We start from the raw sequence: 15910 nt of genomic DNA, 5'->3' as shown, positions 1-15910 counted from the left end.
TCACGGACTGCAGCTGCCGTCTGCGGCAGGGTCGAACGCCAGCTGCACCGCCTCCGCCCGCCCGTCCGAAATCAGCACTGCGCGGCCCGGGGGAGGGCTCTGCTCGAGTTCGAACCTGACCCCGAAGAGGTCTCCGTCCATCAGCGTCCTCGGGGCGATCAGGACCCCCCGACCCTGGCCAACCGCAATCTGCGTCAGCGGTAGCCGCTGCCGAACAGCCGGGTTGAAGCCGGCGGTCAGGACCACGGGCCATCCGAGGCTGTTTAGCAGGAGCAGCCGGCTGTTCGTTTCGGGCGACTGCAGATCGAGGTCGTCCATCAGGAGAATCGCCGTGGGGTCCAGTGCCCCGGCGAGGGCGGCGTCATGGGTCCCTGACCAGTAACGCTCCGGATCGGTCGCCGCCGGGGGCCGGAGCCAGCTGGCTGCCGGATTGAGGCCAGGAAGGGCCGACAGCAGCGAGCTCTTCCCTGAAGCATGGCCACCGAGGACGGCAAGAACGGCGCCGGGAGGCAAATGGAGGCCCGCCGGGAGGAGTTCGTCGCCTCCGACCCCGAGCAACAGATGGTCAGGCAGGGGAGGAGGCTTCGAAGCCGGCGGGGTGCCGGCAGGGTCTATGGCGGCGCCGCCGCTGCCTCCAAGGCCTGGCCCCGCCCGGGAGCGGACGTCGGCGACCGTCACCCTTTGAGGCAGGGGTTCGATGCGGAACGGCCGGGTCCGCGCGGCCGGGATGGCCTCGCCCCGGATGGGCTCGTCCCGGATGGCCGGGGGAACAGGCTCGAAGAGCTGTCCCACGTGCCCGGACAGCGACGGCGCGATGGAGATTGGCCCAAAGGCGACAACCCGGCTCGCAGCCGCCTTGATGGCAGGCAGCCGGGGCCAGGCGAGCCGCCCCTCCTCCGTTGAGCCGGCGGGCAGGAAGACCCGGTTCGGAATGGCCGCGAAGAACCGTGACGTCACGAGCTCGCGTTCCCCCGCCACAAGTACCGTGATCCCTGCCCGTGCGCCGTCGCGAACGATGTCCAGGACCAGATCTTCGGCCCAAGCCAGCGGGCCGGATCTGAACGCCGATACCCAGGACCCCCAGCCGCACAGGGCGAGGACGAGGGCAGGCGGGTCTGCCGTACCGGTGGCGCTCAGGCGCCGGGCCATTTCTTCCGAGATGCGCTCCAGCACCCGCGCTGCCCGGCGGAGTTCGTGCAGCCCGGCAACTGCCCCGACCCTGGAGGCGCTGATTACGGCACTGAATGCACCGGCGGCGTCCAGGATGTATACGTGCGATTCGTCATCGCAGGTCACGAGCTGATCCACGATGAGCCGAAGGACGGCATCTGCACCTCCGTTGAGCCCCGGGATCAGACCCAGGTGGCCGTCTGTGCCCGGATGCCAGCCGAACTCGGCGACGCGTTGCTCCCCGGGAAGGTCCAGCAGCCCCAGCCTGATCCGGTTGCGGCGGCCGTCCGCGGGAAACGGCGCGTTCCCGGGGAGGGGCTCTGCGACGGGGCGGCCCGGTTTCCCCCGGCCGGTCGCCACCCACACGGCCGCCACTGCTTCCGTCAGCCGAGTCAACGCCGCCTGCGACGGTGGCGGGGTGGTGCCGTCCGCCTGGTCAGGGAACGGACCCGCCGGCGCGCCGTTGAGGAATTCCATCGCCTCCATCACAGTTGGGCTGCCAGGCATCTCTCGCAGGGGCGGCGTGACCGTGGCCGTCTGGAACTCCTCCGGCGCTTCGTTCCCGCGGACCAGGTAGGCGCGGCCCGGACGCGTAATCGGGATAGCTGCCGCCAGCCGGGAATTGATGATGTCGATGGATTCCAGCTCGGACTGGACCCTCAACGCGATGCAGCTGGTCACGTTCGCACGGATGTCCGCGGAAACGGCGCCCTGGGGTCGCTGGGTTGCCATGATGAGGTGTATCCCCAGGGAGCGGCCGATGGCAGCAATCCGCATGAGCTCGGCAAGCGCTTCCGGTGCCTCATCAACCAGCATCCGGAATTCGTCGATGATGATCACCAGATGGGGAAGTGGCTGCCCCATGGGATCAAGTGACTCGTAGCCCGGGAGATCCGCGGCCCCGTACGCGGCGAGGAGCTCCTCCCGGCGGCGGACTTCGGCCCGCAGGGATGCCAGGGTGCGGGTCACCTCATCAAGGTCGAGATCCGTGAGGAGTCCGACGCAGTGGGGAAGGCCAGCCAGCGGGCGCAGGCCCGAGCCGCCCTTGAAATCGATGAACAGCAGGTTGACGCGCTCGGGTGGATGGGCCGCCGCCAACCCCGCGGCCAGGGTCCGCAGCAATTCCGATTTGCCGGATCCTGTGGTGCCCGCCACCAGGAAATGGGGACCGTCCGTCGTGAGATCCAGCCGCAGCGGGCCGGAACGTCCGATGCCGATCGCGACTGGAAGGCCGCGCGCGATCGCGGATGCGGTCCAGCGCAAGGTGATGTCCGCCGCTGAGACCGGGATCAGTGCGCCCAGGGAGCAGGCACCGGGGAGCCCCGCCGGGGGAGTTGACTCGGGGGCTCGTGCCCCCAGACCGCGGCAGTTGCGGTCGAAGACGCCGGCGGGAACGAGATCGGGAATGAACTCCAGCGAGGAGTCGGCCGATGAAAGCCGCGCGGTGCGCTCATTGAGCACGATGGCAGTACCGGCTGCCGGAGCCGCCGCAGGATCGCCGGAACAATCGAGCACCTGCCAGCCGTGGCTTAGCGCTGCGGCGCATAGTCCGGCGGTTCCCCGGGCCGTGACGATGAGCAGCACGCCGCGCTCATAGCCCGGCCCTGGGCCTGCGGCAAGGGTTTCAAGCGTGGACCCCTCCGGTGCGGAGAGAATTACGGACGGCAGGAAGCGCGCGGCAAGCAGCGGTGGGGTGGGGCCGTGAATGAGGATCCTGGTTCGCCGGGCTGCGGTGTAGCCGGCAAGCTGCAGCACGATGGACCTGACCATTTCCGCCACAGCTGGCTCCGGGCCACGGAGAGTCGTCACCGATATTCCGGGATCAAGGGTTACCGGCATGAGTCCAAGCAGCGGAGGCCGAAAACCGGAATCCGGCGGCTCCACCCTGATATTCGCCCTTTGTTGTGCCTGTCCCAGCCGTAACCAGACGGGGCCCGTTGGCGTGGCAGACACCTTCGGAGAGCCGGGTTCGGCCGAAGAACCTGCAAGGGACAGTACACCGGCGGATGGTGCGGCCCGCCGTCGTCGGTCCTTGTCCGCACGCACGGCCGCGGCGACAGCCGCCCTCAGCTCGCCGCGCTGCCTTCGGCCCGCAACGACGGGCACCAGAACCGAAACCGCGGACACGGCGGTGAAGGCCAGGAAGATCCACATGCCCGTCAGGACGGCCAGGCCCACACCGATGGCCAGAGGCAGAACCGCAGCGAGCAGGAAGGCCGCCTTGTTGCTGTGAGCCGTGGGATTGCTGACCACCAGCGGTGCCGTGACATCGGACCCGGCATCGCCGGTGATGCCGGGAGTACCGCCGAAAACAAGGGACATTGACGAGCCGCCGCAGTGAATCATGGAGTCCGTGGAGATTGTCGCCGTCGGTACTTTCCTTCCGTCGACACGAATCCCGTTGGCACTCCCAAGATCGAGGAGGGTGACGGCGGCATCAGTGACGTCGAGCAGCGCATGTTCCCGGGACAGCTCGGCATCCGGGATGACAATCTCCGTGCCGCTGCGTCCGATTCGGAACCGCCCGCGCCGCAGCGGAAAGATCAAACCGGCGCCCGGCCCGCTGTGCACGGCAAGTACCAGCGGTGCTACATCGTGGACAGTGGACGGCACGGCGCCATCCACCAGCACGGCGCCATTAACGAGGGGGCGCTCGCCGACTTTCAACGCAGCCACCGGGACCCTGGCCACCGTCAGCTCCCCGGTCCCGTAGCGCGAGGAGATGGCCGCCTGAAGTTCCACGCCGGGGCACCCGGCGGGTACTTCGACGGCCAGCTCCAGAGGCCCGGAAATGAGTGCGGACCCCGGAGCCGGAACCAGGGTGCAGTGCAGCATCATTAAGGAAGAATCCTTTCCCGCGGCGTCGTTTGAGTCCCACGCTAGGCGTGGATGCGATGGCGGGGTGCAGGGGATTCGGGCTATGTGGAAAGCGGCACAGTCCTCGGGGGACGAACCAACGATAGGGCCGCCGGCGGGCCCGGGCGCTGGCCGCGATTCGCCGGTTCACACCCCGCCTCGGGTAGGCTAAAGCAGCAGACAATGCGCAAAATTGCGCTGCCCGCATTCGAACCAGGAGAGTTTGTGACCGCTGACCTCGTCATCGTAGGGTCGGGCTTCTTTGGCCTGACAATCGCAGAACAGGCCGCCACTGAGCTGGGCTTGAAGGTCGTAGTCATCGACCGCCGACACCACATCGGCGGCAATGCCTACAGCGAAAAGGAAGAGCAGACCGGCATCGAGGTGCACCGGTATGGTGCACATCTATTCCACACCTCGAATGAGCGGGTCTGGGAGTACGTGAACCGTTTTACGACGTTCACCAACTACGTTCACAAGGTGTACGGCGTCCACAAGGGCGAGGTCTACTCCCTGCCGATCAACCTGGCGACCATCAACCAGTTCTTCCGCGCCAACCTGACCCCGGGCCAGGCCCAGGAATTGATCAAGGAACAAGCCGGGGAACTTGCCGGGACCGATCCGCAGAACCTGAACGACAAGGGTATCCAGCTCATCGGCCGTCCGTTGTATGAAGCCTTCATCAAGCACTACACCGGCAAGCAGTGGCAGACGGACCCCAAGGACCTGCCCGCAGGAATCATTTCCCGCCTCCCGGTGCGCTATAACTACGACAACCGCTACTTCAACGACAAGTACGAGGGCCTCCCGACCAACGGCTACACCGCGTGGATCGAGAAGATGGCGGAGCACCCGAACATTGAGGTCCGGCTGAACACGGACTTCTTCGACGAGTCGCACGAGTACAGCAAAGGCAAGGTCGTCGGAAACATCCCTGTCATCTACACGGGCCCCGTGGACCGGTACTTCGATTTCGCTGAGGGCGACCTCTCCTGGCGCACCATCGACTTTGAAGAAGAAGTGCTCGACGTCGGCGACTTCCAGGGAACGTCGGTGGTCAACTACAACGACGCCGATGTGCCCTACACCCGCATTATCGAGCCGCGCCACTTCCACCCGGAGCGCGACTACCAGACGGAAAAGACCGTCATTATGCGCGAGTTCTCCCGCGCGGCGGAGAAGGGCGACGAGCCTTACTACCCGATCAATACTCCTACGGACCGCGAACGACTGCTCAAGTACCGCGATCTGGCGGCCGCCGAGAAGGACGTCCTGTTTGGCGGCCGGCTGGGCACCTACAAGTATTTGGACATGCACATGGCCATCGGGTCCGCGCTGACCATGTTTGACAACCAGATCCGCCCGCATTTTGAGGGCGGCGCCAAGATTGAAAGTGGAGGGGTCGACGCATGAGTGCCGCGGACGAAACGAAGGATTGGACGCGGATCCAGCGGGTCATCCTGCCCTCCGCCGATCAGACGGACACCATCCCGCTGTACGTGGATGCGGGTCCCGCCAGCGGCATCCGGCTGCGGGAGAACGATGAATTGGCGCGCTCCCCGAAGCTCCCCGAAGACAAACTGCAGATGTTCAGTTCGGGAAGCCGCCAGGCGCACTTCGAGGACTTGCTCTCGCGGGAGTCCATGCGTGTGCGGTCCGGTGAGCAGATCTCCTTCGGTACCTATTTCAACGCGTTCCCTGCAAGCTATTGGCGGCGGTGGACCTCTGTCCGCGATATCCGGCTCGTCGTAAAGACGAGCGGAAGCGGAGCGATCACCGTCTACAAGTCCAATGCCCGCGGCTCCGTGCAACGTGTTGACGGAAAGCAAGTGGACGGCGATTCAACCTCGATATTCGAGCTGTCCCTCAAGCCGTTCGGCGATGGTGGCTGGTACTGGTTTGACTTGGCCGCCAGCTCCACGGACCTGGTGCTGGAGTCCGGACAGTGGGAAACCCCGGACCATGTGAACCACCGAGGCCAGGTGACACTGGAAATCACCACAATGAACAAACCCGATTTCTGCCTCAACAACGCCCGGATTCTCTCTGACAACCTCGACGTCCTCAACGATGTCAAAGAGATCCTGATCGTGGACCAAGGGACGCAGAAGGTCGAGGACCAGGTCGGTTTCACTGAGGTCCAGGAAGCACTCGGCGGCAAACTCCGGGTCATCAACCAGGCCAACCTGGGCGGTTCCGGCGGCTTTGCCCGCGGCATGTACGAAGCGGTAGAGAATGGCAGCGACTATGTGCTTCTGCTCGACGACGATATCGTCGTCGAGCCCGAAAGCATCGTTCGTCTCCTGACATTCGCCGACTACTGCCGGAAGCCCACTATCGTCGGCGGCCACATGTTCGACCTTTACAGCCGCAGCGTCCTGCACACCTTTGGCGAGGTCGTCGACCCCTACCGAATCGTGCCGGCTCAGCCACATGCCGACATGGAACTCCGCCACGATTTCAGCGTCGCCAACCTCCGGCAGACCGCCTGGCTGCACCGCCGAGTGGACGTTGATTACAACGGCTGGTGGATGTGTCTGATCCCAACGCAGGTGATCAAGGAGATCGGGCTTTCCCTACCGTTGTTCATCAAATGGGACGACGCCGAATATGGTCTGCGTGCCCGGGAGGCGGGCTTCGCGACGGTATCGTTGCCGGGTGCTGCCGTGTGGCACGTATCTTGGGCCGACAAAGATGACATGGTCGGCTGGCAGTCATACTTCCATGAGCGCAACAGGCTGATTACAACGCTTATTCATAGCCCTTACCCCAAGGGTGGCCGTGTCTTGAGGGAGTCGGTTCAGGCCGATGTAAAGCATCTTGTCTCCATGCAGTACTTCACTGAGCACGGCCGGATCGAGGCTTTGAAGGACATCTTCAAGGGGCCCGATGATCTTCACCAGGTTCTGGCCACCCGCCTACCGGAAATCAACGCACTGAAGTCCGAGTACCCGGACGCCCAGCTCAAGGACGACGTCGACGACTTCCCGGCGCCGAAATTGGGTCGCGGACCCATGGGGGGCGCCCCAATCGGTATGCCGCGCAAGAAAGACCTGGTTCCCTGGGGAATCAAGACAGTTTCGCGTCAGCTGGTCAAGACTCCTGCGCCGGAAAGCGCCGAGCGTCCGCAGGGATTCCTGGCCCACCGCGACAACCGGTGGTTCCGGCTTGCGCACTACGACAGCGTCATAGTGTCCAATGCAGAGGGAACGGGGGCCTCCTGGTATCGGCGGGACCCCAAGAAGCTGAAGTTGATGCTGACTGAAGCAACACGCCTGCATCTCCGGCTTTACCGCGAGTGGGACAAGCTGGCTGAACAGTACCGCGCCGCCGTTCCCGGGATTACCTCAATGGCAGCCTGGAAAAGGACGTTCGACGCCGACGCCAAGGACCGCAACTAGATGGCCGGACAAGTCGACCAACTCGTAAAACCCGGAAGCGGCCGCGGACTGCTCGACGTCTACGGTGACCGGTTCCTGCTGAAGCTGCTCGTACGCAAGGAAATCAAAATCCGTTATCGCGGATCAGTGCTCGGGCTGATGTGGTCCTATGTGAAACCACTGATGCAGTTCCTGATCTACTTCATCGCGCTGGGCATTTTCCTGAATCTTGAGCACGGGACGCCCAACTACGCGATCTACCTCTTTTCGGGCATCGTCCTGGTCAACTTCTTCACGGAGTCATTGTCCAATGCCACCCGATCCATCGTTGACAACCGCGATCTGATCCGAAAAATCTACTTGCCGCGGGAGCTATTTCCGGTGGCAACGGTCTGGGTATCGGCCGCCCACTTCCTGCCCCAATTGCTGGTGCTGGTCGCAGCGTGCTTGTTTGTAGGTTGGACTCCGTCGATCCTGCAGATAGCCGCCGCGGTCCTGATCTTCGTCATGGTGGCAGTGCTGGCCACCGGCCTCGGCCTGATGTTCGGCGCCGTCAACGTCTACTTCCGAGACTCCGAGAACATCGTGGACATGATCGTCATGGTTGTCACCTGGGCTTCTCCGGTGCTCTACGTATGGACCATGGTCGAGCGTGTCATGGGACAGTGGTTCTGGGTCTACATGCTGAACCCGATGACGACCGCCGTCGGTGTCTTCCACTGGACGTTCTGGGAGCCGACGCTGAAGGCTGACCAGATGGTCAGCGACACCATGCCTCCGGACCTGCTGACCTTCTGGCTCCCTGTTTCCCTGCTCACCTCCGTCGCTATTCTGTTCCTTGGTCAGCTGATGTTCCGCCGGCTTTCCGTCCACTTTGCACAGGAGCTCTGAATGACGAAGCACGGCCACGTCGCCATCAGCTGTATTGGCGTCCGCAAGCAGTTCGTTCTGCGCCACACCCGGTCCCTCAAGGAGGCTCTGGTCTGGTTGGTAAAAGGGCGCAAGGGGGACCTGTCGAAAAAATTCCTCGCGCTCGACAACGTATCGCTTGAGGTCAAACAGGGCGAAACTGTGGCCCTCATGGGGCTCAACGGTTCCGGAAAGTCGACTCTCCTGAAGCTGATCTCCGGAGTCCTGCAACCTGACGGCGGCACGGTGCGGACCCGGGGGCGCGTGGCCGGGCTGATTGAAGTCGGCGCAGGCTTCCACCACGACCTCAGCGGCCGGGACAACGTCTACCTCAACGGCGCCATCCTTGGTATGTCAGAGAAGCAGATCGATGAGATGTTCGATTCCATCGTCGAATTCTCCGAGATCGGAGAATTCATTGACACGGAAGTGAAGTTCTACTCCTCGGGAATGTACCTGCGCCTGGCGTTTTCCATTGCGGTACACACAGACCCTGAGGTCTTCCTGATTGATGAAATCCTCGCCGTGGGCGACGAGCCGTTCCAGCGCAAGTGCATCGCCAAGATCAAGGAACTTTCGGAAATGGGGAAGACCCTGTTTGTGGTGAGCCATGACCTGGATCTGGTCGCCACCGTGTGTGAACGGGGCGTCCTGCTCGAACACGGCAAGGTGGTCATGGACGCTGAAGTGCACGAGGTCGTAGACGAGCTCCGGCGAAGGTCTTCGGTGGGTTAGCCCTTCCGCGTGGGAAAACGGCGGTCGATGCAAATTCGGGGAGATTGGCGCCCGAGACCGCAATCGTGCCGTCAGAAACTGATCTGAGCCGCCAGAGCCTCAAGAACCTCTCGTCCCTTCGCCTTATCCCACTGGGAAGACGACGAGGGCAGCGCAACGAGCACGCGCGTGGACCGAACTCCCGCCACCACCGTAAGAACGTACTCAGAGGTTCCGGACAACCGGTTCACTGCAAACCTGGCCCGTTCCCCCAGGCCAGGGACATCCTCCGGTTCTGTCATTAGTTTGAAGGGGTCGTCGGCTGCCAGGGACTCGCGGGACGGGTAGGTTGTCACTTCGGTGATAAGGGCGTTTGTTGTCAGGCCGCTTGCATCCAACGCGTTGATGCAGGAATCCTTCTTGACTCCGGCCGTGTCCTGCACCGCGGAAGGCTGTGCACCCTGGAGGTCGGACGCCAGGGTGCCAAGCGCCTTCCTGATGACCTCCGGGCTGAGGACCTGGCAGGCGGTCGCTGACGGTGCCGGAAGCACGGTTCGCCCGTCGTGCGCGATGCTTGGCGTCGGAGTCCCGGTTGTCCGGCCTCCCTGAGTAGATTCCGTTGCGGATCCGTGGCCGGTACAGCCTGCCAGGGCGAGCGCGATAGCGAGCGACGTGCAGGCAACTCCCGCCCGGACCGCACTGTGCGTTTTGCTAGCGGAAAACATCGGCAACGACACCCATCACGATGCGGTCGCCGGGGACGGCGCTGTTCATGAAACGCACCACATCAGGTTCGTTCATAGCGATGCACCCCCAACTCGGATACCGGTTTGCATGCAGGAAGATTGCGAATCCGGCATTCATGACAATGCTCGAATCCGGCTCGCGGTTGTAGTTAATGACGACACCCTGCCGGTAGTCGTGGGCAGGTCGAGTGGCACAATACCACATGTTCTCGTCCGGGAAAATGTCCGCGCTGGACTCGAAGTACCTGTTGTAATTGGCGTTGAGCCGGCCGCCCCACCGAGAGTAGGGGTTCAGGGTCAGGTAGTTGAGTGCAGTGCCCGGGTTGCCGAGCCCGAAAGCATCCGTCACCGTGAAAGAACCCGTTGGGGAGAACTTGTTGATGGTGGGTCCCGAGGCGACCCCGGGCCTCGCAAAGCCGGATTCTCCGGCCTGGGCCCAAGTTGACCATTCATAGGCGTAATGGCCTCCAGATTTCGCACATGTGACAGATGTGACAGGCGACGTGGAGTACTGCTCTGCGATGGCGAACGTGACACGCTGCGCGCCGCCGGTTCCGTAGTTAACTGACCCTCGGTTTATGGCCTCGCAATAGCCACTGGGCGAGATGTAAAGTTTCGGTCCTGAAATTGGTGTCCAGCTTAGGGAGCCATTCTCGAACCACTGTTGGCAACCGCCGCTCCAGCACTTCTCGGTCTCAGTGGGGTACCCCAATGAACCGCTGGGTCCTCCGCGACTCGTCCAAGTGGCGCCTACGGCACCCCAGACGGTGTTTGACCCCGTGGTTGGGGACCAAAAGAGTTGGCCGCCTTGGAAGTTCTGCATACAACCGCCTGCCCGCAATCCGCAGATTTCGGATCCAACGGGGTACCTTAGTCCTCCATTCTGTGCGCCCTGGTTGATGTATGCGGCGCGGTTGGCACCCCAGAGTGGACTGGAACCGGTGGCAGGCGACCATAGCAGTTGACCACCCTGGAAAATCTGGGAGCAACCGCCGTCGCGAAGGCCGCAAATCTCGGCTCCTATCGGATAGTGCAGGCCCCCCGATGCGGCGTTGTGGTTCTTGTAAGCCACAAGGTTGGCACCCCAAACGGGATTGGACCCGGTGGCCGGGGACCAGTAGAGCTGGGCCCCTTGGAAGGCCTGGGAGCAGCCACCATCCGCGAGCCCGCAGATCTCTGGACCTGTGGGGTAGCGCAGTCCACCGTTCTGTGCCCCATAGTTCATATACGCGACGCGGTTTGCGCCCCATACCGGGTTCGACCCTGTAGCCGGCGACCAAAACAGTTCTCCGCCCTGGAACAGTTGAGAGCAACCGCCATCGCGATACCCGCAAATCTCGGCTCTCAGAGGATAGCGGAGACCGCCCCCCTGTGCACCAAAATTCTTGTAGGCGACCAGGTTGGCGCCCCATACTGGCTGGGCGCCGGATATTGCCGACCAGTACACGTTGCCATTCTGGAATGTTCTGTGGCAACCGTCGTCAGCCAGTCCACAGATAATGTCGGCGGTGGCCGCGCCGAGCACGCCGGAGGCTCCGCCAAGGCCCGACCACACGGCGGTAATTGCCGCCTCGGCCCCCGGCGGCGGCGTCACTGCGGTGGCGGCCGCGCCCTCAACCGCTGGCTGTGTTGGCAGAGTCCCTGTGGTTGGAGAATTGCCCGGGGTTACCGTCGGCCGCGGTGACACTGCGAGAGAGCTGTCAGGCGCTGACGGTTTTGGTGTGGCAGTCGCCGGCCCTGTGGCCGGGGGAGTTGTCGCCGGCGGCGTGGGTTCGGGGGTTGCAGTTGGCGACACCGGAATTTCCATGGTTATTGCCCGATGCATCGGCAATTGGCTCGCCTGTGAAGCACCCGCGGACCCGAATATAAGGCCGACAATCGTCAAACCGACGAAGACGCTCCCGGTGACTGGTCGCAATAAGCTCAAAGAATCCCCCAAAATCTAATGGCCCGACTGCTCGAATAGTCCGTGCAGTTTTCTGGAACGCCACGTGTCTACAGCAAACTTCTCAAAGTGTACCTGCCGATCAGGTACATGCAGGGCGGTGGGAGGGATACCGTAAAGAAAGTCGCGCCTAGCGGCATCCGACTATTTCATAGAGCCGCGCGTTGCCGCGTTTCTCCACGAGCCGGAAGGAAGGCCGGCTTTCGAGGTTAGAAATTCCGGTATATGGATGGGATCCGCCGTGTACTTCCAATTTGCCGAAGTCGAGAACCCAGTAGCTTTTCAGTGTACGAACCGCATCGCAGACCGTTGGGTCCGAATCCAGCTGATTCAATCTTCGTTCGATCAGCCTGACAGTCTCAGATGGTTCGCCCAGCATGTGCGGTTCCAATGTTTTTCTGTCGCTCAGCGCGTAAACCAGGGATGCGCCGGTCCATGGATTGCCGATGACGACTTCGTCGGAGGGCACGTGCTCGTCGACTGCAGCCAGCAGTGCTCTCTCGTCCTTTGAGAGCAATTTGGAGTCATCGGTCAACCGATAAGAGTTGGCGCCGTTGCTGACTTCCGGTTCGACCGTCTGGAATTGTGTTATGCCTGCGAAAGAAACCCAGACTAAGGCCACACTTCCCGCGTAGGCGAAGCGCCGCCATGAGCTAGGAAGCGCGCCCAAGATTGCGGTGCCATAGGCTTTGTACCGGCTTACCGCAAGCCCGGCGATCCATACGGCGGCTAGGGCCACCACGGGCACTGTAACAACCGGCAAGAGCGCCGCGATCCGGTTGCTGTCGTTGTACCACCCTCCGGTAAGGAAGGAGCGGAAGCGTCCGAACCACATGCCGCTGACCACAACGTACAGGGCGACGGCGGCCGTGAACGACATCAGGAGGGGCCAAAGCCGCCTCGCTGAAGCAGCAACACACACCCCTGTCACCGTGAGGACGGCGAGAACGACGGGCATGGGGCGGCCCATTCCGGAAGCCGTCACAGCCTCCCCGAAGGCTTGCGATAAGGATTGGATAGGCGGCCAGAAAGCGGCCTCCGCTTCGGGCCTCAGTGCCTTCCAGAAAATATAGGCACCAAGAACGAAGCAAAGCAGCACTGCAAACGGAAGAACACGGGACAATGGTTTCGCGGTCTTTGGTACAAGTGCGGCGTTCCACGTGATGAGGCGCTTCAAGACCCAAGGCGTCCCGAATGCCAGCAATGCCAGGAGGGCGGAGGGGTGTGCAAGTGCTATCCCCGGGACGGTCATTGCCAATACAAGAGCAGAAGAGCCAATTCCATGCCTTTCGGCGTTGCCCGTATCCAGTGCTGAGACGACCAGACTTAAGGCAAACGGCAGGACAGCAGTGGCAAGCATCAGAGGATACAACACGCCAAAGTCCAGCAGCAAATAGGGAAACTGGCTGAAGCCGGCCGCCGCAATTGCCGCAACCCATGTGGCCACGGGGTTTGCCCCCAGAATGCGTCGGGTGAGGTACACGCATCCGGCAGGCCAAATGAGCGCTCCAATGAGCACATTGCAGACATTGACAACGCCGGGAATCGGGAGCGCTGTCAGCTGAACTGTGAGCGAAACGAACGCATGCCATGCGGCCGGATATATGCCCGGGTGCCCGGTACTATCTACGAGGTTACCGATCGTCAGGGACGAGGCAGAGCCCGTGTCAAGAATGAATCTGATGGCATTGAGGTGGAAAACATTGTCGAATGTTTGCGAAATGTTGTCGGGCGATTCGAAGATCGAAATAATTCGAAAACCCACTATTGAGCCGCTGACGATCAGCGACGCCGGGACCAGCCACACGCGTCCCGTAAAAGAAGTCAGGGCCGGAGTCCCGCGGGGTGGCCAAATCCATCGCCGCAGGGCAAGCCCAACAAGGCAGGCAAGTACTGATAAGCCGATGACTGCCAGGATTGACCAGGGAATCCCGGCTGCCGCCGCAAGCACTGCCGATGCACCAATCAGCGAAACGCTCAACGGCCCGGCTCCCGCCCAGAGCATCAAGCCGCGGGCACCAAAGGCATATCCCGCGCCGAGCCCTGGCAGGAGCAGAATGCAGGCCCCTGTCAGGATCGCGGGCACGTAGTCGAACCAACTCATGCTGCTGCCGTCCTATGCCCAGATTCCACTTTCAGCTCCAGCACGCGGTTATCCTATACAAAGAGGCAGTTCCAACGGCGGTGACCAGGCTGAAACCCTTGGCATGGTCGATATTGAAAAGACCATCGTATTGGGCATCCTTTGGATAGCCGTGTTGGAACGGCTGTTGAGTTGACTGCAGGACATAGTGAATGTTTAGCGACCGAACGGCGTCACAGACCTCGGGACGCTTGGAAACCCACCGCAGCGAGCGGGCCACGAGGTCCTTCTCCGGAGTCATGGCCGTGAAAATCTGGTTGAACGTCATGTTTGTGCCTGAATAGAGGTAGGCCAGTCCGCTCCCGTTCCACGGGTCGCCGACTACGAATTCGCTCGGGCCTACGAAGTCGCCCAGCTTCTTGTACAGCTCCAGTTCGTCGGAGGACATCATGGCGGAGGTCGGCGTAATGGCGAAGTTTCTCTTCGCCGAATCAATGGCCGGCTGCGTTGAGACGGCGAAGGACACTCCCAGGACCACCACCGTTAGCAACGCGATGATCAAATTGGCGGCGCGTTTTCGCGGAGTTCGTTTGAGCTCGGGGATGCGGCGGTTGATCGTCTCGGCGAGTGCAGTCGCTCCGGCGACAGACATCGGAAGTGCTACCAGTACAAAGCCCGCAGCCAGGCGGTTGTAGTCGTCATACCAGACACCGGTGAGGAAGGACCGCAGCTCCGACGGCGGGAAGCCCGCGACTGCGACAAATAGCAGGCCGAAGAGCAGGTACGAGGCAACGAACCACCGCTGGGTGTTCTTTTGCCACACAGCAACGGCGCCGATGATGACCAGCGGTGCCACGGCAAAGGATGGAAGGTTCCAGGAATGCGTCACCCACAATGCTTCGCCGATCGCCTGCTGTGGGTTCTGGTAGGGCGGATTGAACTGTATCGCGGACAAAGGCTGGGGGCGTAGGGTCAGCCAGGCCAAGAGTATGACCGTCACCGACAGAGGGGCGACGACCTGCCTCCAACCCAGGCCGCGGAGGCCGCCTTGCAAGGGGAACAGTCGCGACTGCTTCAGCCAAGAGCCGATGATCATGGGAAGAACGAGGCCAAGGACCAGCAGAACGCCGCTGGGGTGGCTGAAGAACATGCCGGGGACAGCGATGAGGAGTAGAGCCGCGACCATTCCCGGGTGGAAGCAGTCCCCGCTTCTCGTCCTCCGGAGGAGAATCACTACCAGGCCGGCTACCGGCAGTACCAGCGCGGTGGACAGCAAGTTCGGATACAGGACGCCCCAGTCCAGCAGGCGGAACGGAAAGGTTCCGAAGCAGGTGATCAGGAGACCCGTTCCGAGGATATAACGCCGGCCGTTTCCGAAGAGCTGGCGGACAAAGAAGACTGCGCCCAAGGGCCAAACCAAGGCACCGATGATCAGGTTCAAAGCAATGACGGATTCCGGAATTGAAGCACCGGAGGCCGTCGCGATCAGTGCAGCGAAGGAATGCCATGCTGCGGGGTAGGCAGACGGAGGGCCGCCGTTGAGCCCCAGCGATGCGGAGAAGATTGACCCATCGCCGCTGTCCACCATGTATCTGACAGAGTTCAGGTGAAACACACCATCGGTGGTCTGTGAAATCCAATCCGGTGAGCCGAAGACGTAGATAAGCTCGGCCCCCAGGATAATTGCGGCGACGCCAACTGCGATTGCGATCGTTCCCAAGGGGTTGGGCGCCGTCGCCGGGGGCGCCGCAACGGGCCACCGGCGCTCCACCAGTCGTCGGAGGACGAACGCCGCCGAGCACGCCACACCGACGAACGCGGCGAATCCCAGGAGATTCCAAGGGAGTTTTACTACCCAAAGAAAGGTGGAGGCAACGACAACGAGCGAGGTGGAAACGACCGGCGCGAGACCGATGGCTGCGGCTGCGCGGCCACCGGCCGCACGGACCATCAGGAAGCCCGGGCCGAGGACCAAGGTAGCTGCCAGCAAAGCCGGAAGTATGATCAGCGGCCAGGTCGTTTGCATCGGTTTTTCATCGCTTACTGTTTGCTCTAGGGCATAGATGAAGGGGCTTTTGTTGGCCCTCTACGCCGGGTTACCGAAGTC

The 15910-nt window shown here is 62.3% G+C and carries 9 protein-coding genes; 4 read left to right on the top strand and 5 right to left on the bottom strand.

The window, feature by feature from the left end; genetic code table 11:
- Window positions 1–4008, bottom strand: coding sequence for an FtsK/SpoIIIE domain-containing protein (locus ACZY0Y_RS14795; protein ID WP_463958815.1), 4008 nt, complete (start codon window positions 4006–4008; stop codon window positions 1–3).
- A 243-nt stretch (window positions 4009–4251) separates the two neighbouring features.
- Between ACZY0Y_RS14795 and glf the strand changes: the two genes are divergently transcribed.
- From glf to ACZY0Y_RS14775, 4 genes are read left to right on the top strand one after another with little or no spacing between them, the layout of a single operon-like run.
- Window positions 4252–5439, top strand: coding sequence for a UDP-galactopyranose mutase (gene glf / locus ACZY0Y_RS14790; protein WP_463958814.1), 1188 nt, complete (start codon window positions 4252–4254; stop codon window positions 5437–5439).
- A complete protein-coding gene (locus ACZY0Y_RS14785; protein WP_463958812.1) occupies window positions 5436–7427 on the top strand; it encodes a glycosyltransferase in 1992 nt (663 codons plus the stop codon). The genes glf and ACZY0Y_RS14785 overlap by 4 nt, the downstream gene beginning before the upstream one ends.
- Window positions 7428–8297 (top strand): ABC transporter permease, encoded by an 870-nt coding sequence (locus ACZY0Y_RS14780; RefSeq protein WP_463958811.1) that lies wholly within the window; start codon window positions 7428–7430, stop codon window positions 8295–8297.
- Window positions 8298–9050 (top strand): ABC transporter ATP-binding protein, encoded by a 753-nt coding sequence (locus tag ACZY0Y_RS14775; RefSeq protein ID WP_463958809.1) that lies wholly within the window; start codon window positions 8298–8300, stop codon window positions 9048–9050. It begins immediately after the preceding gene.
- Between the two features lie 71 nt (window positions 9051–9121).
- Here the strand turns inward: ACZY0Y_RS14775 and ACZY0Y_RS14770 are convergent, their stop codons facing one another.
- From ACZY0Y_RS14770 to ACZY0Y_RS14755, 4 genes are all read right to left on the bottom strand, one after another.
- Window positions 9122–9472 (bottom strand): hypothetical protein, encoded by a 351-nt coding sequence (locus ACZY0Y_RS14770; RefSeq protein ID WP_463958807.1) that lies wholly within the window; start codon window positions 9470–9472, stop codon window positions 9122–9124.
- Window positions 9473–9740: 268 nt separating this feature from the next.
- Complete coding sequence (locus ACZY0Y_RS14765) at window positions 9741–11582, bottom strand: L,D-transpeptidase family protein (protein ID WP_463958827.1); 1842 nt, start codon at window positions 11580–11582, stop codon at window positions 9741–9743.
- A 268-nt stretch (window positions 11583–11850) separates the two neighbouring features.
- Window positions 11851–13824 (bottom strand): DUF6541 family protein, encoded by a 1974-nt coding sequence (locus ACZY0Y_RS14760; RefSeq protein WP_463958805.1) that lies wholly within the window; start codon window positions 13822–13824, stop codon window positions 11851–11853.
- Window positions 13825–13855: 31 nt separating this feature from the next.
- On the bottom strand, window positions 13856–15829 hold the full coding sequence (locus tag ACZY0Y_RS14755) for a DUF6541 family protein (protein WP_463958803.1): 1974 nt from the start codon (window positions 15827–15829) through the stop codon (window positions 13856–13858).
- Window positions 15830–15910 lie beyond the last annotated feature (81 nt).

The organism is Pseudarthrobacter kochi, from assembly GCF_055412805.1.
This window is presented reverse-complemented; position numbering and strand designations above follow the sequence as displayed.

Bases quoted from the DNA above. Each gene is read 5' to 3' on its own strand.
- ACZY0Y_RS14795 (WP_463958815.1), bottom strand. From the start codon at position 4,008: ATGATGCTGCACTGCACCCTGGTTCCGGCTCCGGGGTCCGCACTCATT.
- ACZY0Y_RS14785 (WP_463958812.1), top strand. From the start codon at position 5,436: ATGAGTGCCGCGGACGAAACGAAGGATTGGACGCGGATCCAGCGGGTC.
- ACZY0Y_RS14780 (WP_463958811.1), top strand. From the start codon at position 7,428: ATGGCCGGACAAGTCGACCAACTCGTAAAACCCGGAAGCGGCCGCGGA.
- ACZY0Y_RS14775 (WP_463958809.1), top strand. From the start codon at position 8,298: ATGACGAAGCACGGCCACGTCGCCATCAGCTGTATTGGCGTCCGCAAG.
- ACZY0Y_RS14765 (WP_463958827.1), bottom strand. From the start codon at position 11,582: ATGGAAATTCCGGTGTCGCCAACTGCAACCCCCGAACCCACGCCGCCG.
- ACZY0Y_RS14760 (WP_463958805.1), bottom strand. From the start codon at position 13,824: ATGAGTTGGTTCGACTACGTGCCCGCGATCCTGACAGGGGCCTGCATT.
- ACZY0Y_RS14755 (WP_463958803.1), bottom strand. From the start codon at position 15,829: ATGCAAACGACCTGGCCGCTGATCATACTTCCGGCTTTGCTGGCAGCT.